Annotated in this window: 22 protein-coding genes and 1 pseudogene; 14 read left to right on the top strand and 9 right to left on the bottom strand. The window is 72.7% G+C overall.

The genetic code is table 11. The features are described from left to right. Nucleotides 1–99: 99 nt before the first annotated feature. The 4 genes from ABT015_RS14450 (at nucleotide 100) to ABT015_RS14465 (ending at nucleotide 3,054) form a co-directional block, all read left to right on the top strand. On the top strand, nucleotides 100–633 hold the full coding sequence (locus ABT015_RS14450) for a pyridoxamine 5'-phosphate oxidase family protein (RefSeq protein WP_350879288.1): 534 nt from the start codon (nucleotides 100–102) through the stop codon (nucleotides 631–633). Continuing rightward, nucleotides 630–935, top strand: a complete 306-nt coding sequence (locus ABT015_RS14455) for a P-loop NTPase family protein (RefSeq protein WP_350879290.1) — start codon at nucleotides 630–632, stop codon at nucleotides 933–935. The genes ABT015_RS14450 and ABT015_RS14455 overlap by 4 nt, the downstream gene beginning before the upstream one ends. A gap of 204 nt (nucleotides 936–1,139) precedes the next feature. Continuing rightward, nucleotides 1,140–2,096, top strand: a complete 957-nt coding sequence (locus ABT015_RS14460; protein WP_350879291.1) for a helix-turn-helix transcriptional regulator — start codon at nucleotides 1,140–1,142, stop codon at nucleotides 2,094–2,096. Between the two features lie 391 nt (nucleotides 2,097–2,487). Beyond that, a complete protein-coding gene (locus ABT015_RS14465; protein WP_350879292.1) occupies nucleotides 2,488–3,054 on the top strand; it encodes a carbonic anhydrase in 567 nt (188 codons plus the stop codon). A gap of 22 nt (nucleotides 3,055–3,076) precedes the next feature. On the opposite strand, the pseudogene ABT015_RS14470 reads toward ABT015_RS14465, so the two are convergent. Continuing rightward, nucleotides 3,077–3,377 (bottom strand): annotated as a pseudogene (locus ABT015_RS14470) (integrase core domain-containing protein); the annotation flags it as partial. On the opposite strand from ABT015_RS14470, the gene ABT015_RS14475 reads away from it, so the two are divergent. From ABT015_RS14475 to ABT015_RS14485, 3 genes are all read left to right on the top strand, one after another. After that, nucleotides 3,309–3,500: a hypothetical protein gene (locus tag ABT015_RS14475; RefSeq protein WP_350879369.1), complete on the top strand. Its 192-nt coding sequence runs from the start codon at nucleotides 3,309–3,311 to the stop codon at nucleotides 3,498–3,500. The pseudogene ABT015_RS14470 and the gene ABT015_RS14475 overlap by 69 nt on opposite strands. A gap of 130 nt (nucleotides 3,501–3,630) precedes the next feature. Then, a complete protein-coding gene (locus tag ABT015_RS14480; RefSeq protein WP_350879293.1) occupies nucleotides 3,631–4,035 on the top strand; it encodes a hypothetical protein in 405 nt (134 codons plus the stop codon). 137 nt (nucleotides 4,036–4,172) lie between these two features. Beyond that, the gene (locus ABT015_RS14485; protein WP_350879294.1) at nucleotides 4,173–4,532 is read left to right on the top strand and encodes a hypothetical protein; all 360 of its coding nucleotides are present in this window, start codon (nucleotides 4,173–4,175) and stop codon (nucleotides 4,530–4,532) included. Nucleotides 4,533–4,695: 163 nt separating this feature from the next. Here the strand turns inward: ABT015_RS14485 and ABT015_RS14490 are convergent, their stop codons facing one another. After that, nucleotides 4,696–5,748, bottom strand: a complete 1,053-nt coding sequence (locus tag ABT015_RS14490; protein ID WP_350879295.1) for a trypsin-like serine peptidase — start codon at nucleotides 5,746–5,748, stop codon at nucleotides 4,696–4,698. Nucleotides 5,749–6,021: 273 nt separating this feature from the next. Further along, nucleotides 6,022–6,618 carry a TetR/AcrR family transcriptional regulator gene (locus tag ABT015_RS14495; RefSeq protein WP_350879296.1) on the bottom strand — a complete coding sequence of 199 codons (597 nt, stop codon included), beginning with the start codon at nucleotides 6,616–6,618 and terminating at the stop codon, nucleotides 6,022–6,024. 138 nt (nucleotides 6,619–6,756) lie between these two features. Between ABT015_RS14495 and ABT015_RS14500 the strand changes: the two genes are divergently transcribed. After that, complete coding sequence (locus ABT015_RS14500) at nucleotides 6,757–7,938, top strand: FAD-dependent monooxygenase (RefSeq protein ID WP_350879297.1); 1,182 nt, start codon at nucleotides 6,757–6,759, stop codon at nucleotides 7,936–7,938. A 43-nt stretch (nucleotides 7,939–7,981) separates the two neighbouring features. On the opposite strand, the gene ABT015_RS14505 is transcribed toward ABT015_RS14500, so the two are convergent. Then, entirely contained in the window at nucleotides 7,982–8,404 is a 423-nt protein-coding gene (locus ABT015_RS14505) for a hypothetical protein (RefSeq protein ID WP_350879298.1), read from the bottom strand. A gap of 56 nt (nucleotides 8,405–8,460) precedes the next feature. Here ABT015_RS14505 and ABT015_RS14510 point away from each other — a divergent pair, with 56 nt between their 5' ends. The 3 genes from ABT015_RS14510 to ABT015_RS14520 all read left to right on the top strand — a co-directional run bounded on the left by ABT015_RS14510 (nucleotide 8,461) and on the right by ABT015_RS14520 (nucleotide 11,677). Further along, nucleotides 8,461–9,093, top strand: coding sequence for an RNA polymerase sigma factor (locus tag ABT015_RS14510; protein WP_350879299.1), 633 nt, complete (start codon nucleotides 8,461–8,463; stop codon nucleotides 9,091–9,093). Continuing rightward, entirely contained in the window at nucleotides 9,090–9,941 is an 852-nt protein-coding gene (locus tag ABT015_RS14515) for a hypothetical protein (protein WP_350879300.1), read from the top strand. Before ABT015_RS14510 ends, ABT015_RS14515 begins: the two co-directional genes overlap by 4 nt. 257 nt (nucleotides 9,942–10,198) lie before the next feature. Next, a complete protein-coding gene (locus ABT015_RS14520; RefSeq protein ID WP_350879301.1) occupies nucleotides 10,199–11,677 on the top strand; it encodes a purine-cytosine permease family protein in 1,479 nt (492 codons plus the stop codon). Between the two features lie 159 nt (nucleotides 11,678–11,836). Here ABT015_RS14520 and ABT015_RS14525 read toward each other — a convergent pair whose 3' ends face one another. Continuing rightward, nucleotides 11,837–12,427, bottom strand: coding sequence for a TetR/AcrR family transcriptional regulator (locus tag ABT015_RS14525; RefSeq protein ID WP_350879302.1), 591 nt, complete (start codon nucleotides 12,425–12,427; stop codon nucleotides 11,837–11,839). A 167-nt stretch (nucleotides 12,428–12,594) separates the two neighbouring features. Here ABT015_RS14525 and ABT015_RS14530 point away from each other — a divergent pair, with 167 nt between their 5' ends. The 3 genes from ABT015_RS14530 (at nucleotide 12,595) to ABT015_RS14540 (ending at nucleotide 15,474) form a co-directional block, all read left to right on the top strand. Further along, a complete protein-coding gene (locus ABT015_RS14530; protein ID WP_350879303.1) occupies nucleotides 12,595–13,326 on the top strand; it encodes an SDR family oxidoreductase in 732 nt (243 codons plus the stop codon). 92 nt (nucleotides 13,327–13,418) lie between these two features. Further along, complete coding sequence (locus ABT015_RS14535; protein ID WP_350879304.1) at nucleotides 13,419–14,345, top strand: LysR family transcriptional regulator; 927 nt, start codon at nucleotides 13,419–13,421, stop codon at nucleotides 14,343–14,345. 217 nt (nucleotides 14,346–14,562) lie between these two features. Further along, on the top strand, nucleotides 14,563–15,474 hold the full coding sequence (locus tag ABT015_RS14540; protein WP_350879305.1) for an MBL fold metallo-hydrolase: 912 nt from the start codon (nucleotides 14,563–14,565) through the stop codon (nucleotides 15,472–15,474). Between the two features lie 114 nt (nucleotides 15,475–15,588). Here the strand turns inward: ABT015_RS14540 and ABT015_RS14545 are convergent, their stop codons facing one another. From ABT015_RS14545 to ABT015_RS14560, 4 genes are all read right to left on the bottom strand, one after another. Continuing rightward, nucleotides 15,589–15,774 carry a hypothetical protein gene (locus ABT015_RS14545; RefSeq protein WP_350879306.1) on the bottom strand — a complete coding sequence of 62 codons (186 nt, stop codon included), beginning with the start codon at nucleotides 15,772–15,774 and terminating at the stop codon, nucleotides 15,589–15,591. Between the two features lie 8 nt (nucleotides 15,775–15,782). Next, the gene (locus tag ABT015_RS14550) at nucleotides 15,783–16,229 is read right to left on the bottom strand and encodes a nitroreductase family deazaflavin-dependent oxidoreductase (protein WP_350879308.1); all 447 of its coding nucleotides are present in this window, start codon (nucleotides 16,227–16,229) and stop codon (nucleotides 15,783–15,785) included. Between the two features lie 199 nt (nucleotides 16,230–16,428). After that, nucleotides 16,429–17,004, bottom strand: coding sequence for a hypothetical protein (locus tag ABT015_RS14555; RefSeq protein WP_350879309.1), 576 nt, complete (start codon nucleotides 17,002–17,004; stop codon nucleotides 16,429–16,431). Nucleotides 17,005–17,199: 195 nt separating this feature from the next. Further along, a complete protein-coding gene (locus ABT015_RS14560; protein ID WP_350879311.1) occupies nucleotides 17,200–17,727 on the bottom strand; it encodes a MarR family winged helix-turn-helix transcriptional regulator in 528 nt (175 codons plus the stop codon). Between the last annotated feature and the right edge of the window lie 62 nt (nucleotides 17,728–17,789).

Here is a 17,789-nt window from a genome sequence, read left to right on the forward strand (position 1 = left end):
GGAAATACGACAGAGGATGTCGGGTTTCGCGCAGACAGTGGGTTCACCGGTCGGCGCCGTGGTGGCGCGGACCGGAACGACGGACGGACAAGGAACCTCATGCGCGAAACACCCGACGAACTCCACCGGCTCCAAGCCCTCCTCCACTCCTCGCTCTCCCGCTCCACGGCACACCTGCGGTCGATCATCAGCGACGAGCGCACACTCACCGCCGAGCAGCTCACCCGCGTGCTCACCGGCATGTGCACGCTCGCGCTGTCCACCGTGACGGCGAAGGGCGAGCCGCGGATCAGCGGCGTGGACGGGCACTTCCTTCACGGGAAGTGGCACTTCGGCACCGCACGCGGCTCCGCGAAGGCCCGGCACCTCGCCGCCCGGCCCGCCGTCAGCGCCGCGCACCTGCGCGGGGAGGACCTGGGCGTGTTCACCCACGGCACCGTGGAGATCCTCAACCCCCACGGCGGCGAGCCGGCCGCGGACTGGCCGGACCTGCTCGCGTACTTCCGGGACTTCTACGGCGACGACGCCTTCGACTGGGACAACGACGTGGTCTACTACCGGCTGCACCCGCACTGGACCGCCGCGTTCGCCCCGGACCTCGACAAGCTCGGCGAGAAGGCGGACCCGGCATGACCCCGCCCGTACCGGACCCGCGAACGCCGGACCCGCGGACGCCGGCCCCGCACGCCGCCGGGGCCGACCGAAGGCGCGACACCATCGACGTCGCGGGCGCCCGCACCGACAACCTGCGCGAGGTGTCCCCGAGCATCCCCAAAGGCCGGCTCGTCGCCTTCACCGACGTCAGCGGCAGCGTCAGCGGCAAGACCTCACTCGCCGTCGACACCCTGCACAGCGAGGCCCGACTGCGGTACCTGGAGGGCCTTTCGCCGTTCGTACGCCAGTACATCACCCAGCGCAACCGCCTACGGGGCTGACGTACGGCGCCCGCGTGCGGCGCCCGCACGAACGCCAGGGCCGCGTGCGTGGTCCGCGGCGGATGCCCGCCCGGGGCCGGGGCCGTGCACGGCTCGCCCCCGGCCCCGGGCGGGCCCGCGCCGCCGCGCCCGGCGAGGATGGTGCCGCGCCCGTACGCCGGAGGTCCGGGCGCGCGACGACGACAGGCGACGGAGGGCAGTGACGTGCGGGCGAGCCGGGCCATTGCGCTGCTGCTGCTCCTCCAGGCCCGGCGGACGATGACCGCCGCGGAACTCGCGGCCGAGCTGGAGGTCTCCGAGCGCACCGTGCAGCGGGACGTCACCGCGCTGGTCGAGGCCGGAGTACCGGTGTACGCCGAACGCGGCCGGGGCGGGGGCTACCGGCTCGTCGACGGCTACCGCACCCGTCTCACCGGTCTCGAACGCGCCGAAGCCGAAGTCCTGCACCTGGCCGGGCTACCGGGCCCGCTGCGCGACATGGGCCTGGCCGGGCACGCCCTCGCCGCGCGGCTGAAGGTCGCCGCCGCCCTGGGCGACGCCCCCGCGGCCGCCACCCGGCGGTTCCATCTGGACGCACCGGCCTGGTTCCGCGACGCCGAACCCCCTCCGCTGCTCACCGAGGTGTCGCGCGCCGTGTGGGAGGACCGCGTGCTCCACGCCCGCTACGCGGCACGCGGCGGCACCCGGGAGCGGCGGCTGGAACCGTACGGCCTGGTCCTGAAGGCCGGGCAGTGGTACCTGGCGGCGCGTGGCCCGTCCGGCCGGGTCGGCTCGTACCGCGTCGACCGCTTCGAGACCGCCGAGGCCGGCGACGAACGGTTCGAGCGCGACCCGGAGTTCGACCTCGCCGGCTACTGGAGCGCGGCGGCGCGGGAGTTCGCCCGCGCCATGCTGCGCGAGCGGGCCACGGTGCGCCTGAGCCCGCTCGCCGTCGAGAACCTCGCCGTCCTGCTGGAACCGACCGCCGCCTCCGACGCCCTCGCCACCGCGGGCCCCCCGGACGCCGACGGCTGGGTCACCGTGACCCTGCCGGTCGAGACCTGGGACATCGGCTACTTCGAACTCCTGCGCCTCGGCCCGGAAGCCGAGGTCCTCCACCCGCCCGAACTCCGCGCCCGCCTGACCGAGGCGACCCGCCGCGCCGCCGCGCTCTACACCTGACCGCCCGCTCCATCAACCCGGTCTCGGGCGGCACCGGGGAGGGCACCGACGTGATCCCGGACACCGACGAAGCCAAGTGCCCCGATGCCCGAACGAGTTCTGGGCCATCCGCAGCAATGTGGCCCGTGCCCGCTTGCGCCTGCCGCCAGGGCACCCACGCCACGCTGAACAATTGGCCGGGCCGAGACACAGGGACGTGTCCGAGCGACGTCGAGGGGAACAGCCGATGGACAGAACCGGATACCCGAGCCGTAGAGCGCTCCTTGCCGGCGGGCTCGTGGGCGCCACGGTCGCGCTCGCGGGGTGCACATCGACGAGGGCGGACTCGCCGACGACCAGCGCTTCGCCGCAAGCACGGCCCAGCACGCCCGCCGCGGCATTCACGAGGCTGATGGAAGGCAACAAGCGCTGGGTGAGCGGGAACCTTCAACACCCCGACCGGGATCCGAACCGGCGTCAGCTCGTGGCCCAGGAACAGGAGCCTTTCGGGGCGATCCTCTCGTGCATCGACTCGCGAGTGCCGCCCGAGCTCCTCTTCGACACCGGTCTGGGCGACCTTTACGTGATGCGCACGGGCGGGGAGGCGGTCGGCCCGGTGGTCACCGGCTCTGTCGAGTACGGGCCCATGACGAGTGGCACCCCCCTCGTCGTGGTCCTCGGGCATCAGCGCTGCGGCGCTGTCAAGGCAGCGTACGAGTCCCTTCGTGACGACAAACCGTTGCCCGGCAACCTGCAAGCGATCGTCAAGGCCCTGCAGCCGGCGTACGAACAAGCGGTCCGGGAGGGCGGCGCCGACCCGGTCGAGACCATGGCCCGCGCCCAGGTCACGCTGACCGCAGCCGACCTGCGCTCCAACCAGGACCTGGCCCCACTCGTGGGAAAGGGCGCCCTCGCCGTGGTCGGCGCCTACTACTCGCTCGACACGGGCGAGGTGGAAGTCCTGTCCGGTGCGCCCTAGTTGTGCATCTGCCGGAGCCCGGTTACACCTGGGTCCCGGTCTTCTGTTTGAGGCGTTCATAGGGCGTCTGGCCGCCCGGAGCGCCGTCCGGGCGGTGGGAGTTGTAGTGGTCCTCCCGTTCTCGGGGTTTGTCGTTGAGAACGCCGGTGCCGTCGTCGACGACACCGGCGAGCGTGCGTAGAACTCCTCGGCGTCGATCCGGTGTGAGCGTTCGACCTTGCCGTTGAGGTGGGGGATGCCGGCTTGATGCAGGTGTGGGCGATGCCCTTGTCGAGCACGTGCCGGTGGAAGGCGAACTGGAACTCCGCACCGTTGTCCGTGCGGTGGGCCTCGACGGCGCCGCGGAGGGCCACGCGGTCGTCCGGCGGGTGATCGCCGCGCTGCTGGGCCGAGCCCGTCCGCGGCTCGGGGACGGCGGCCCGGTCGGGACGGGTGCAGTCATCTGACTGATCCCCGCGCCCGTCGCGGTACCGGCGATCGCGGTCAGATGACCGATGCCGTACCGGCGACTGCCGCGGCACAGTGGAGACGCTCCACGAGCAGACACCTCGTCACCACACCATGGGAGTCATCACCGTGAACAACCCGTCCGGCAGGCTGGCCAGGACGGCCGGCGCCCTGGGCCTCGCCGTGGCCGCGCTGACCACCGTATCGGTCTCCCCCGCGGCGGCGGGCACCGCTGCCACGGCCGGCTGCACGAAGTACTTCAAGTTCGACAACGTCCAGGTCGAGGTGGACAACTGCTCGGACGGCTGGGTGTGGATCAAGGTCGGCGACGGCACCTACTTCAAGGGCTCCGTCCGCGCCACGGACGACTTCAACAGCGAGAAGACGGAGCTGGCGGTGGACCAGGGCAAGGACGTCGCGACGAAGTACTGGGTGAAGATCAAGAGCATCAAGATCTGCGGCACCAAGTACCTCGGCTGGGCCCCGCCCCGCCCGTACTGGACCTACTGCACCAACGAGATCAACGTCTACTGAGCAGGACCCTGCGGTCCGGGCCGTTCGGCCCGGTGGCCCAACCCGCCGGCACGGTAGGGGCGGTGAGCCCTACAGATCCTTCGCCACCGCCTGCCGTGCCGGCACCACCAGCACACCTACGGAAAGGTGGTTCACGCATGTTCACCTCGAAGGCGATGCTCCGCGGCTCGGCCGCTGCGGCGACCGTGGTCACGGCCCTGATCGGCCTCGGCGCCGGATCGGCGCACGCCGCCGGCTGGCCGCCGCCGCAGCCGGGCGCCCACCTGTACACCGGTACCGGCGGGAGCGGGGCGGTGACCACGATCGACCTGGGCGACTTCGGCACCTGCCACACCCTGTCGGCGCCCGCCCGCTCCGTCCAGGTCGCCTCCGGCTCCGCGTCCGTGGTGCTGTACTCGGGCGCGGACTGCGCCGGTGCGTACCCGTGGGCCACCGGCTCGCTGGCCCAGTCCAACCTGCCCTGGGCGATGTGGAGTTACCGGGTGGTCCCGGCCTGACGGACGCCGCAGCGGCTTCGGACGGCCTCCCCGGGCGGAGGCCTCGGACGCCGGTACCGGGGGTGTGGAAGCCGGTCGGCTCGCGCCCCCGGTACCGGCGTCTCCTGGTGGGGCCCGTCGGAGCCCGGTGGGACCTGACGGTCCCGGCCGGTCTCCGTGCCGGTCAGGCCGAGCGCGCCTGGGCCCAGTTGTAGAGGCGGTGGGCACTGTCACCGAAACGGGTGGCGTACAGCGTGCCGGGCTGCCCGCCCGCGAGGTCCTCCGTGGTGGTGGTGACGCCGACGACGGTGCCGGCGCCGGTCCGGGTGTCGAAGCGGGCGAAGTGCGGGCCGCCGCTCGCCCCGTGGGACATGTCGCAGGACTCGCCCCACAGCAGGGGCGCCTTGGGGGCGGGCCGGTTCGCTCCGGCGCAGTGGATCATGCGTGAACCGGCGTACTTGGCGCTGGGGTCGTTGAGCCGGTCCTTCGGGTAGCCGAAGGTGTGGATGAACTCGCCCGCCGCGGGCCCGGTGAACGCGATCCGCTGGCTTCCGGTGACGTCCGCGAGCCGGCGCCCCTCGGCTGACGGGTTCGCCACGAGGACCGCGCTGTCGTAGCCGGCGAGGGCCACGTCGTTCGAGGTCGTGCCGGCCGGATCGGCGTCCCAACGGGAGGACGTGGCCATGGACTTGATGCTGAATCCGCCGAGCGGCTTCGTCCCGTTGCGGTAGCCGGGCACGAAGTAGAGGTTGTGCCGCCAGGTGTCGTCGGTGGCGGGCGCCCCGACGCCCCGCAGGCAGTGCGCCGCGGTGACGACGGTGCTGCGGTTCGCGCTGTTGACGACGGTCGCGGTGCAACTGCCGTCGTAGCCGTCGGAGAAGGTGAAGAAGAGCCGGCCGACGCTCCGGTCCACCGCACCGCCGTGGGTCCAGACGGCGCCGGGGTCCGGCGTGTTCGGCGGGAGCGGACGCGGATCGTCGGGCGTGGTGTCGTCCTCGGGCACGGGGGTGATCTCGGGGACCAAGGCGCCCGCCAGCTTCATCCGGTCGGCGGTCCAGTAGGCGTCGATCCGGCCGCGCTCCTGCGCGGTCGTGGCGCCGGCGTGCGAGGTGACGGAGTCCGGTCCCGCGGCGAGGGCCGCGGTGGGCAGCAGCACCGTCGCTGCCGTGGTCGCGCTCAGCAGGAAGGCGCCCGCGGCGGAGAGGCCGCGGGGGTGTGCTCGGCGTGTGGCTGACATCGTTGCCCATCTCGGTCGGGTGCGGTTCATGTCGGGTGCGGTTCATGTCGGATGCGGTCCGTACGCGAGGGGGCGGCCGCGGTCCGCCCCCTCACGTCACGGATATCCGGCACTGTAGGAACAGAACGTCAGGTCCTGGTCTGGAGCTCGTATCGCTCCTCCATCGGTACCGTCAGGTTCCGGTAACGGCGTCTCATCCTCGTACCGGTGCCGGGTGTGCGCTCCGGTCCGGCCGAGGGTTTGCGTCCGCGACGGTCGACCCGTCCCGGCCGGTCAGTGCCGGTCGAGCAGGGCGGCGAGGTAGCGTGCCACCTCGCCGCGCAGTTCCTCCGGTGTCGGCACGTGCCAGTGCCCGCTTCCCGCGGCGCCGTTGAACAGCAGGCCGTCGCACCAGCGGATCAGCCGTCGGGCGTCGGCCACCGGGTCGGCCGAGCCGCTCTGTGCCAGCAGGGCGGCAGCGGTGTCGGTGAAGCGCGCGCCCAGCCGGTCGTAGCCGGCGCGCAGTTCGGGCCGGCGGGTGGCTTCCAGGGCGAGTTCGAGGCGGGCCAGGGTGAGGCTGCGCCCGGTGGTGAGCGCCTCGTGCAGCAGCTCGGCAACGCCTTGGGCGAGCAGGTTGCGCGGGCAGGCGTCCGGCGCGGGCCCACCGGCCATGAGCGGGTGGCCTCCGGTCTCGCGTTCGACGATGCGGGTGAGGGCGAGGTCGAGCAGGGCGGCCCTGGTCCGGGCGAGGTTCGAGGTCGAGCCGGCGGGCAGTCCGGCCTCCTCGTCCACCGCGCGGTGGGTCAGCCCGCGCAGGCCGCGCTCGGCGATCAGGGCGATGGCGGCGTCGGCGATCAGCGTCGGGCGCGGCGGTGTCATGGGTCCGATCATGGCCTCTCTCCTCAGGGGATCTCGCCCAGGGGCGGGCCCGAACCCCTTTCCCGTCAACACTAGCCCATTCCAACTACAGGTGTAGTACGGTGCGGGAAGTGGTCACTACAGCCGTAGTGCCGGGAGAGGGGTTCACTCATGGACGCGTATCAGGCGATCGTCATCGGCGGCGGCATCGGCGGACTCTCCGCCGCCCTCGCCCTCCACCGCCGGGGCATCCCCGTGACCGTCCACGAGCGTGCCGCCTCGCTCGAACCCGTCGGCGCCGGACTCGCCCTCGCCCCCAACGCCCTGCGCGCCCTCGACCGGCTCGGCGTCGGCGAACGCCTGCGCGCCCTCGCCTCCCCACATCCCGCCATCGGCCTGCGCCACCCCTCGGGACGCTGGCTCGCCCGCACCGACACCGCCACCTTCGAGGCCTGCTTCGGCGAGACGATCACCGCCGTCGCCCGCGCCGACGTCATCGCCGCCCTGGTCGACGCCCTTCCGGACGGCACCGTCCGCACCGACTCGCCCGCCGCCCTCGTCACCCCCGGAGGCACCACCGAACCAGCCGTCGTCTGGACCCCCGACGGGGACCGGCCCGCCGCCCTGGTGGTCGCCGCCGACGGCCTGCGCTCCGCCACCCGCGCGCAGCTCTTCCCGCAGCACCCCGGCCCCCGCTACAGCGGCTTCACCACCTGGCGCACCATCGTGTCCCCCACCCGCCGGCCGGATGCCGTGGGCGAGGTCTGGGGACGCGGACAGCTCGCCGGCGTCGTCCCGCTCGCCGACGGCCGGGTCTACGTGTACGGCGCCGCCCTCGCCCCGGCCGGCGCCCGCGCCGCCGACGGCGACGAGAAGGCCGAACTCCTGCGCCGGTTCGGCACCTGGTGCGCGCCCGTGCCCCGACTCCTCACGCTCGCGGAACCCGGGCGCGTCCTACGCCACGACGTCTGGGACCTCGCCGACCCCCTGCCCGCCTACCACCACGGCCGGGTCGCCCTCCTCGGCGACGCCGCCCACGCCATGTGCCCCTTCCAGGGCCAGGGCGCCTGCCAGGCCATCGAGGACGCCGTCGTCCTCGCCTCCGCCCTGACCCCCGCCGGGGACCCGGCCGCCACCCTCCCCGCCTACACCGCCGCACGCCTCCCGCGCACCACCGCCATCGTCACCGGCTCCCGCCGCATCGGCGACCTCGTCGCCCTCCGCACCCCCGCCGCCACCCGCCTGCGCGATGCCGCCCTCACCCTCGCCGGCCTCCTCCCTGCCCGCACCCTGCTCAACCGCTCCGCCGGGACGTACAACTGGCAGCCCCCGGCCCTCGACGCGACCGCCTGAGCACGCCCCCTGCCCGGGATCGGCCGTCCGCAGCGGGGGTCCGTCATGCATGGGGCCCGGTCCCGTGATCGGTGGTATCGAAGCGTGACGAGCGCCGGTGACGGCCCATGCGAGATGTCAATGAGCACTCCGGCGCGGTGATCACGTGGTCCAGATCGTCGTCGGCGAGCTTGGCGCCACCGCCCGCCGCCTGCGTCAGCAGTTGTGCGAACTCTCTTGCAAAATGGGCGAGTTCGGTTATCCCGGAACAGGATCCGGTGAGTTCCCGCAGCAGTGCTGCGTCCTTGTCGCGCAGGCGCTCCGGGCGGGTGAGGAGGAGTCGGGCGAAGCGTTGCGGGGTGGTGCCGGGTTTGTCGCTCCCGGCGCGGCCCTGGGTGATGCGGCAGACCAGGAGGTTCGCGCTGCCGGTGTAGCCCGGCTCCCGGCCGGCAGAGCCCCGGGCGCCTTCGCGGGTGACGCAGGTCATAGGAACCCGGACGGGCGGGGCACCAGATAGGGGGCGTGGACTCTTCAGATCGAGATGTGCGCGCGAGGGTGCGGGCCGGTGACCGGGACGCGTTCGGCCGGCTCTTCGACACGTATGCGCGCGCGGTGTACAACCACGTGTTCCGCCTCACCGGGGACTGGTCGACGGCGGAGGACGTGATGTCGTTGACGTTCCTGGAGGCCTGGCGCCGGCACGACCGGGTCGAGGCGGAGGGCGGGTCGCTGCGGCCCTGGCTGCTGGGCATCGCCACGAAGCTGGTCAGCAACCAGCGCCGGGCCGCCCGGCGGCACTGGCAGGTACTGGCGCAGCTCCCGCCGGCCCGCGAGGACGTTCCCGACTTCGCGCAGGAGGTGGCCGGGCGGATCGACGACGCGGCGCGGATCGCGGTCCTGCGGCAGTCGCTGGCGCGGTTGCGCCGCCCGGACCGCGAGGTGCTGGCCCTGTGCGTGTGGGCGGGCCTGGACTACCAGGAGGCCGCCGAGGCCCTGGGCGTACCGGTGGGCACCGTACGCTCACGCCTGTCCCGGGCCCGGACCCGGCTGCACCGTCTCGCCGAGACGGCCCAGCGCCGGGCGCAACGGAAAAAAGTGGAACCCGGCCGTGACCGGAACCAGATCCAGGGTGGGTCCGCGAACGCGGCCCCGTCCCCGAAGGAGGTACACCAGTGAACGCCGGACAGCGGCCGGAGCCGGTCGAGCGCGCGGAACTGCTCGGGCTGGTGCCCGTGCCGGCCGAGCGCGACCTCCCCGCAGGACGCCACGCCCTACACCGGGAGCGCCTGATGCGCCAGATCGACCTCGACACCTCCACCCCCACCACGGCCGCGACCCCGGCCCCCGCTCCGGTCCCGGCCCCGGCCCCGGCCCCGGCCAGGCCGCGCTTTCGGCGGCGGCTGACCGTCACCCTCGCCAGTGCGCTCGTCGTGGGTACGGCCGTGGCCGTGGCCGTGACGCAGTCCTCGCCAGGCGGCGCCCGCGGGCCGCTGAGCTCCGCGGAACTGGCCAGCTGGACCGGCGTCCCGACGCCGCTGGCCGCGTCGACCGGCCCGGGCGCCACCGCCGAGAAGTGGTGCCTGGACCGGATGGCCGACGGCCCGGGCGCCGGGCAACCCGTCAAGATCACCAACGCGGACCTGCGGGGCAAGGTCGCCTCCATGATCGTCAACCGCGGCGGCAACGCCATGCTCTGCTACGTCGCCTCGGAGACCAGCGGCCTGTGGGAGGCGATCGACCCGGTGAAGAACGTGGCGGCCGATGCGGTCACCTACGACACCGGCGGCTCCCACGGGGATGGGGACAGCATGTTCAACTACGCGCAGGGCTCCGTGGGGGCCGACGTGAGGACGATCACCATGCAGGTCGCCGGACGCACCTTCCAGGTCACCGTGGCGGACGGCCGCTGGACCGCCTGGTGGCCCGGGACCATGTCGCACCGCGCCGTCCCCGACACGGTCACCGTCACCCTCGCCGACGGCACCACCCGCACCGTCGGCGGCAGCTCGCTGTTCACCAGGTGAGACCCGGGTGAGACCCCGGTGACGCCCAGGTGAGACCCCTCGGGTGCGCGCTGAGCACCTGGCTCAGCGCGCACCCGGTCAGGCCTCCGCTCTCGGGCCGGCGACGTACGGTCGGCACCCTCCCTTCCGATACCGGGCCGACCTGGAACCGAAGCGGACAAAGTAGGATGGCTCAACTCCCGCGCTACGCGCGAAGAGTTCCATAAATGCCCCATTTGTTCGATTTATCTCCGCTTCACACGCACGGAGCCACCCTCATGGACAACCCGTCGAACGCCGAAACCGGCGGCGCGATAGAAACCCGCGGCATCGAACCCGTCCCCGACCACGAACGCGGGGGCAGAGTCCGCGAGCTCTTCCCGACCTGGGTCGCGGCGAACATCAGCGTCCTGCTGCTCACCATGGGCGCCGCCCTGGTGGTGTTCAACCAGTTGAACTTCTGGCAGGTCCTGATCGTCGCGGCGTGCGCCGCGCTCATCTCGTTCGGCCTGGTCGGCGTGCTGTCGGTCTCCGGCAAGTGGGGCGGGGCGCCGGGCGCGACCCTCTCGCGCGCCACCTTCGGGGTACGCGGCAACCTCTTCCCCGGCGCCGTGCTCTGGATCGCCCGGTTCGGCTGGGAGACGATCAACGCCGTCACCGGCGCCTACGCCGTGCTGACCGTCCTCGACCTGCTCTTCGGCGTCAAGACCAACACCGCGCTGATCGTCGTCACGCTCTTCGCCTTCGTCGCCTGCACCTTCCTGGTCTCCGGCATGGGACGTAAGGCACTGAACGTCTGCAACACCTGGTCGACGTACCTCTTCGGCGTCTTCAGCGTGCTGGTACTGGGCTACCTGGTCGCCACCATGCACTGGAGCGAGGTCTTCGCCAAGCCCGCGGGCACCACCGCGATGATGATCGCCGGCATCGGGACGATCGCCGCCGGCGGCATCAGCTGGGTCCCCACCGGCCCGGACTTCGCCCGGTACCTCCCGCACGCCGCCTCCGGCAGGAAGATCGTCGGCGTGACGGTCTCCGGCGCCGGCCTGGTGATGGTGCCCATGGTGCTCATGGGCGCCGTGATGGCGGTGGCCTCGCCCGGCCTGGCCCAGGCCGCCGACCCGGTCTCCTTCCTCGGCGACCTGCTGCCGACCTGGCTGGCCGTGCCCTACCTGCTGACCGCGATCGTGGGCATGCTGCTGATCAACAGCCTCTCCATGTACTCGGCCGGCTTCACCGCGCAGACCATGGGCGTCAAGCTGCCGCGCGCCACGGCCGTCAGCATCAACGCCGTGATCTCGCTGGTCGGCGGCCTGCTGCTGATGCTGGTCGCCAAGAGCTTCCTGGGCTCTTTCATCACCTTCCTGATCCTGCTCGCCGTCTCCTTCTCGGCCTGGATCGGCGTCTACGCGGTGGACATGTTCCGGCGCCGTTCACGCGCGGTGCGCTACGACGCCGCCGGGCTCATGGACACCAGCAGGAACAGCCGCTACTGGTACACCGGCGGCTTCTGCTGGCAGGCCATGGTGTCCTGGGTGCTCGCCCTGCTGCTGGGGCTCGCCTTCACCAAGTGCGACTGGTTCGCCGGCCCGCTCTCCGACACCCCCGTCGGCAGGTACGGGCTCGCCTGGGCCGCGACCATCGTGATCTCCGCCGCGATCATGGCCGCACTCCCCGCCCCCCGGGAGAACACCCCCACCACCACCGGACAGCCCGCCGACCGTCAGGCGGAGCAGCCCGAACCGGCCGCTGCCTGACCCCGGGACACGGCCCCACACCCACCCCGACACACCCCGACCGCCCGGTCGCCGCCTCACCCGAGCCGGCGGCCGGGCGGTCCCGTTCTGCCACCACACCCCCGCACCGGCCGACAGCCTGGCCGGGCACCGGCACACGCGCGGTGCCCGGCTCCGTCGTCAGTTCCCGGGCAACCGGGGCGGCACGGACCTCAGCCCGTCCAGGGTGAGGTCGAGGAGGCGTTCGGCCTGCTCTCGCTGCTCGGGCTTGGCCGAGGTGAGGGCGATTCCGGCGAGGGCGGCGAACATGTCGGTCGGACGGATGTCGGAGCGGATCGTTCCGGCGGCGACACCGGCCTCCATCAGGGAGTCGAGGGCGCCCTGAATCATCTCGTGGCTGTCGGCGTAGGGGTTGCCGCCCGAGGCGACGACGGCTCGCAGGGCGTCGGCCATGCCGTATTTGGCGGTGGCGTAGTCGATGAAGCGGCGAGTCCACACCCGCAGGGCGTCGGCGGGTGGCATCGTCGCCAGGAGGCCGGAGGCGGCCTCGCACAGCCGGGCGACTTCGTTGCGGTACGCCGCCTCGATCAGTGCCTCGCGGGTCGGGAAGTTGCGGTAGAGCGTGCCCGTTCCCACGCCCGCTTCCCTGGCGATGCGCTCGAAGTGGGCGTCGAGCCCCTCCTCGCTGAACACGCGCACCGCGGCGGCCAGAATCTTGTCCCGGTTGCGCTGCGCGTCGGCCCTCAGCGGGCGTCCTGCCTCTCGGGTCATCGGCGGCTCGCTCCCTTCTCCGTTGCTAAGTGGAGGCTCCGCCGCTTAGTCTGGGCGAAGTGGCGGAGCCTCCACTTTCACTCTAGGGCATGGTCCGACCTGCCCGGACGCCTCCTCCGCTCCGCACTCCGCACTCCACGATCCGCACTCTGGAAGGACAGGCGAGCATGCCGGGAATCGAAGGCAAGGTCGTGGCGATCACGGGCGCCAGCAGCGGCATCGGCGAGGCGACCGCGCTTCTGCTGGCCGAGCGAGGCGCGAAGGTCGTCCTCGGGGCACGCCGTCCGGAGCGCCTCGCCGCCCTGGCCGCCCGCATCGAACAGGCCGGTGGCGAGGCCGCCTGGATCCGCACGGACGTGACGCGGCGCGAGGACCTCCCCTGCCTCGTCAAGCTGGCACGCGAGCGGTACGGCAAGCTCGACGTCCTCGTCAGCAACGCCGGGATCGGCCTGATCTCCCCCCTCGACGACCTGCGCGTCGAGGACTGGGAGCAGATGATCGACGTCAACCTCAAAGGTGTCCTGTACGGAATCGCCGCAGCCCTTCCCCTCTTCCGGGAGCAGGGATTCGGACACTTCGTCAACACCGTCTCCACCGCCGGACTGCGCATCGTCCCGCTCCAGTCCGTGTACGCCGCCACCAAGAACGCCGTGCGCACCGTCTCCGAGGGCCTGCGCCAGGAGGCCGGCGCCAACCTGCGCGTGACCGTCGTCTCCCCCGGCGCCGTCCGCACCGACTTCGCGGAGCACATGGACCCGGCCGCGAAGGCCCGGATCGACAAGCTGATGGAGATCGCCCTCCCGCCGACCGCGGTGGCCCGCGCCATCGCCTTCGCCATCGAGCAGCCGGACGGTGTCGACGTCGGCGACATCGTCGTTCGCCCCACCGCCCAGGGATAGGCCCCCCGAGACGGGGTGAGCCGAGCGGTCGGACCGGGGCGCTGGTGCTTGCCGTAGCCTGGCGGTGCCCTGCTCCCGATCCGGTCGAGGTCATGGAATTTCGTCAGTTGCGGTACTTCGTGGCGGTGGCGGAGGAGTTGCACTTCGGTCGCGCAGCCGAGCGGTTGATGATCGTACAGTCGGCCGTCAGCCAGCAGATCGGCCGGCTGGAGCGTGAGCTGGGCGTCGAGCTGTTCGACCGCTCGGCGCGCCGCGTGCGGCTGACTGCCGCGGGGGCGGCGTTCCTGCCCGGCGCCCGTGAGGTGTTGGCGGCCGGACAACGGGCCCTGGATCTGGTCGGCGGCTTCGTCGCCGAGCGGGAGACCGTGCTTCGCGTCGGGACGAGCCGGGGCATGGGCGTGCGGTTGGAACGGGTGCTGGCGGCGCTGGAGCGAAACGCGCCCGGCACCCGGGTGGAGTTGGCGTCGGCGGCGCCGGAGGAGCGCCTGCGGCGGGTCGCCGACCGGGAGTGGGACGCGGCCTTCGTGCGCGGAGAGGTCGCGGCGCCGCAAGGCGTGCGGCTGATCCCGGTGTGGCGGGAGGAACTCGTGGTCGCCCTGCCGGCCCGCCACCCGCTGGCCGGGGCGGACGCGGTCGACCTCGCCCGGCTCTCGGAGCTGCCGCTTCACCTGACGGAACGCCGGAGCAACCCGCCGCTGGTCGATCTGGTCGTGGGTGCCTGCCGGGACGCCGGATTCGAGCCCGTGCCCGGACCGCCGCACAGCTCGCTCCAGGACACCCTTGCGGCGCTGGGCGCGGGTGTCGCCGGTTGGACGGTGGTGTACGCGGCGCACGCCGACCAGCTGCGCGGCGGTCAGGTGGCGTTCCTGCCGGTGCGTTCCCCGTCCAGGGCGCGGAGCGCCGAGGCACCGCTCTCCCTGCCCACCGTGTTGGCGGTGCACGGTGCCGCCGCCCCCGAGCGGGTGCGCTTGCTGCTGGAGGCCTGTCGGGAGGCGGCGCGCGACGATCGCGATTCGTGATCGTCGCGAACTCGAAGTGCTGCTGGATCGCGAGCTCCGACCGGAGTGAACTGGACACCTGCGGTCGCCGCCGCCCATGCGGCCGGTGCCGCAGACCACGGTTCCCCACCCGATCCGCGGGCCGTGCCCTGCTCGGCACACCCGCCACCGGGCCGGCGCCACGTCGGACCGACACCGAGCGAACGCGCCTTCACCTCCACGCACCAGGAGAGCGACCATGACGAACACCCCGAAGGAACAGGCCACGGACCGGACGGCGTCGGCCGAACGGCTGCGGCGCCCGGCGATGACACGATCACTCCGACTCGGCGACACGAAGGTGACCTACGTGCCGGACGGTGCCGTGGAACTCGGCGCGCGCGGCTGGTTCCCCGACAGCACGGACGAGGACTGGGCCGCCCACCCCGAGTACCTCGACGACTCCGGCAACCTGGCGGCGGGCATCGGCGCCCTGCTGGTGGAGCACGGCGACCGCGCGCTGCTGATCGACACGGGCTTCGGCCCGCAGGTGATTCCGGCCCAGCCGGGCAACCCGCGCGGAGCCATCCACGGCGGTGCGCTGCTCGACAACCTGGCCGCGCTGGGCCGTCCGCCGGCCACGATCGAGGCCGTCGCCATCACCCACCTGCACCTCGACCACATCGGCTGGGCCTGGAACCCCGGCCCGGGCCACGACCAACCCCCGTTCGCCGGCCGCGACCTCCTGGTCGCCGCACCCGAATGGGAACACCGCCACCTCCTGGCGGCGCGCGGCATCACCGACGAGATCCTCCGGATCATGGCACCACAGGTGCGCACCGTCCTCGACGGCGACGAGATCTTCCCCGGCGTGCACGTGCTGCTCACCCCCGGCCACACCGCCGGACACGCGTCCTACGTCATCACCGGGGGCGGCGAGCGGCTGATCGCCTTCGGCGACGCCATGCACTCACCGGTCCAGGTGGACCACCCCGAGTGGTCGGCCGCCCCCGACCTCGACCCCGACCGGGCCGCGCGAGAACGCCGGCGCCTGGTCGCCGAGTTGGCCCGGCCTTGCACGATCGGCTTCGGCGTCCACTTCGCGGACGTGGTGTTCGGCCGGGTCCACCTCGACGGCGACGGCCCCGCCTGGCGACCCGTCGCCGACTGACCGGGCGATGGCGTATCAAGGCGCTCTGCTCAGGCAGGTAGCAGGTGGTGGCGGGCTCGTCACCCCGCACCGGCGCGGAGGCACTGCCGTGGCCGCGCAGGCCGATCACCTCAGTCAGGCCCTCGACTCAGCCAGCGCCTCGACCTCGCAGGCCCGGTCGCAGTCGTCGGGCTGGTCGCTGTGGAGCCGGCGGTCCGAGCCCGCGGATCGCGGCCGCCGGCGGTGCGGCGGCCGCGACTGGCGGTCGGCCGAGAACAGCCGGAGGGTGTTCCCGTCACCGTTGAAGTCGCCGTCGGTCATGTTCGGGGTCAGCGGTCGGCGGTCTCCGGTTCCAGCACGAAGACGGGGATCACCCGGTCCGTCTTCGTCTGGTACTCGGCATAGTCCGGCCAGACCTCGACCGCGCGGGACCACCACAGCTCCCGCTCCGCGCCCTCGACCTCGCGGGCCGTCATGTCCTGGCGCACGGCGCCGTCCTGGAGCTCGACCTGCGGGTGCGCGACCAGGTTGTGGTACCAGGTGGGGTTCTTGGGCGCGCCGCCCTGCGAGGCCACCAGGGCGTACGTTCCCTCGTGTTCCACCCGCATCAGCGGGTTCTTGCGGATCTTGCCGCTCTTGGCCCCCAGGCTGGTGAGGACGACCACCGGCACGCCCCGGAGCGTCGTGCCCTCGGTGCCCCCGGAGCCCTCGTACAGCGCGACCTGGTCGCTGACCCACTTCTCCGGGCTCGGTTGGTATTCGCCGCTAAGAGGCATGCTGTTCCCGTCCCACTCGATGAGGACCGGCGGCGGCCGACCTGGTGTCGTCCGCCCCGGGGCCCTCGCTCCGTTCGGCCGCCTCCATGATTCACCACGGGGCCGCGGCCCGGTAGGAGGCGGCGCGGCGGCGGGGCGCGATCGTGGTCTGCCCGTCAGTGAGGGTCCGGACCAGGCCGGACCCTCAGCGGATTTCGGGTCAGGAGCAGGTGACGTTGAAGGTGACCTCGTGGGTGGCCGCCACGTTGCTGCCCCAGTTGCCGAGGATGTCCTTCATCTGGACGCCGTAGTAGGACCACAGCTTCCAGGTGCCGTTCTGGCAGGGGTAGGCGCTGCCGTTGCTCGCGGCGCTGTTCTTGCCGGAGGCGCCGGGGAAGACCGCGTCCTTGGTCTTGGTGCCGTCCGGGAAGGTGATCTCGTAGGAGCTGGGCTCCCAGATGCGGCAGCCGTTCGGCGGGTCCGCCCAGCCGATGATCTTCCACCAGCCGCACTCGGTCCACAGCGTCGGGTAGATCCCCCCGTCCCCGCTGTCGTAGAGACACAGCCAGCTCTTCATCCGGCGGTCCTCGTTGCCGTTGTAGTCGACCCATTCGCCGCAGTGCGGCTCGGCGACCGTACGCGTGGACGGGGCGGCCTGGCGTGGCGCGGGGGCGGCGGGGGCGGCGGCGGCAGTTGTGGCGGTGAGGGCGAGCGCGCCGAGGGCGGCGAGGGCGGCGGCGCCCGCGCGCAGCCGTCGGGCGGGCCGAGGAAGAGGCCGAGGAGGAGAAGTGATCATGGAGGCATGATGTCGCCGACCAGGCCCTCCGATGCCGGCGGCCGCGGGGGTTTCACTCGAACGAGGTGAGGCGGGACGGGTTTTCGAGGTGCCGCCCTGACCGTTCGGGCGCCGCCCTCGCGGGGTGGGCGCCGGCCGCGCGTTCAGCTCGCGCGGACACCCGGCGCGGGCCTCCTGACGTCGGTCCGGGCCCGGTCAGATGGCGGGCGGTGGCGTCCCGCCGCCGTCGTCGAGGAGGGCCAGGCGGGCGATGACGTCGTCGGCCAGCTTCGCGAGCAAGCGGCCCAGGTCCCCTCGGTCCTGGTCGGACCAGTGCGCTATCGCGTCGGTGAACCAGCCGATCATGGACGCCGCGTAGGCGTTCGCCGCCCTCGTCCCTTCGGCGGTCGCCTCGATGAGGCTGGCACGCCGGTCGTGCGGGTCGCCGACGCGCTGGACGAGGCCGCGCCGCTCCAACGCCTGGATCTGTCGCGTGACGTGCGGGCCGACCACCTGCATCCGTTCGGCGATCTCCCCGATGCGCAGCGGCCGGTCCGCCGCGTGCAGGGTCATGAGCGCGCTCAGTGCGGGGCGGTCCAGGGCGAGTCCCGCTGCCTCGGCCGCCCGTTCGGCCAGGCGGCCGCGGGTCATGGCGCTGCTCAGCTGGGCCAGCCGGGGCAGGGCCGCCCAGACGGCTGCCGCCTGCTCGTCCGCGCCGGGGTTGTCCGGCGAGTCCGCGGTCATCGGTCCACCACCTCCACTTGAATACCTAACTTAGGTATCTATATCCTTGAGCTGTGCCCGCT

It is taken from the genome of Kitasatospora sp. NPDC094016, assembly GCF_040304045.1.
Classification (GTDB): Bacteria; Actinomycetota; Actinomycetes; order Streptomycetales; family Streptomycetaceae; genus Kitasatospora.

What these genes read in the sequence shown, in the direction of transcription:
- ABT015_RS14550 (WP_350879308.1), bottom strand. Translation starts at nt 16,229, where the DNA reads ATGCCTCTTAGCGGCGAATACCAACCGAGCCCGGAGAAGTGGGTCAGC.
- ABT015_RS14455 (WP_350879290.1), top strand. Translation starts at nt 630, where the DNA reads ATGACCCCGCCCGTACCGGACCCGCGAACGCCGGACCCGCGGACGCCG.
- ABT015_RS14520 (WP_350879301.1), top strand. Translation starts at nt 10,199, where the DNA reads ATGGACAACCCGTCGAACGCCGAAACCGGCGGCGCGATAGAAACCCGC.
- ABT015_RS14505 (WP_350879298.1), bottom strand. Translation starts at nt 8,404, where the DNA reads ATGACCTGCGTCACCCGCGAAGGCGCCCGGGGCTCTGCCGGCCGGGAG.
- ABT015_RS14535 (WP_350879304.1), top strand. Translation starts at nt 13,419, where the DNA reads ATGGAATTTCGTCAGTTGCGGTACTTCGTGGCGGTGGCGGAGGAGTTG.
- ABT015_RS14525 (WP_350879302.1), bottom strand. Translation starts at nt 12,427, where the DNA reads ATGACCCGAGAGGCAGGACGCCCGCTGAGGGCCGACGCGCAGCGCAAC.
- ABT015_RS14530 (WP_350879303.1), top strand. Translation starts at nt 12,595, where the DNA reads ATGCCGGGAATCGAAGGCAAGGTCGTGGCGATCACGGGCGCCAGCAGC.
- ABT015_RS14560 (WP_350879311.1), bottom strand. Translation starts at nt 17,727, where the DNA reads ATGACCGCGGACTCGCCGGACAACCCCGGCGCGGACGAGCAGGCGGCA.
- ABT015_RS14485 (WP_350879294.1), top strand. Translation starts at nt 4,173, where the DNA reads ATGTTCACCTCGAAGGCGATGCTCCGCGGCTCGGCCGCTGCGGCGACC.
- ABT015_RS14495 (WP_350879296.1), bottom strand. Translation starts at nt 6,618, where the DNA reads ATGATCGGACCCATGACACCGCCGCGCCCGACGCTGATCGCCGACGCC.
- ABT015_RS14540 (WP_350879305.1), top strand. Translation starts at nt 14,563, where the DNA reads ATGACGAACACCCCGAAGGAACAGGCCACGGACCGGACGGCGTCGGCC.
- ABT015_RS14450 (WP_350879288.1), top strand. Translation starts at nt 100, where the DNA reads ATGCGCGAAACACCCGACGAACTCCACCGGCTCCAAGCCCTCCTCCAC.
- ABT015_RS14465 (WP_350879292.1), top strand. Translation starts at nt 2,488, where the DNA reads ATGGAAGGCAACAAGCGCTGGGTGAGCGGGAACCTTCAACACCCCGAC.
- ABT015_RS14555 (WP_350879309.1), bottom strand. Translation starts at nt 17,004, where the DNA reads ATGATCACTTCTCCTCCTCGGCCTCTTCCTCGGCCCGCCCGACGGCTG.
- ABT015_RS14545 (WP_350879306.1), bottom strand. Translation starts at nt 15,774, where the DNA reads ATGACCGACGGCGACTTCAACGGTGACGGGAACACCCTCCGGCTGTTC.
- ABT015_RS14500 (WP_350879297.1), top strand. Translation starts at nt 6,757, where the DNA reads ATGGACGCGTATCAGGCGATCGTCATCGGCGGCGGCATCGGCGGACTC.
- ABT015_RS14490 (WP_350879295.1), bottom strand. Translation starts at nt 5,748, where the DNA reads ATGTCAGCCACACGCCGAGCACACCCCCGCGGCCTCTCCGCCGCGGGC.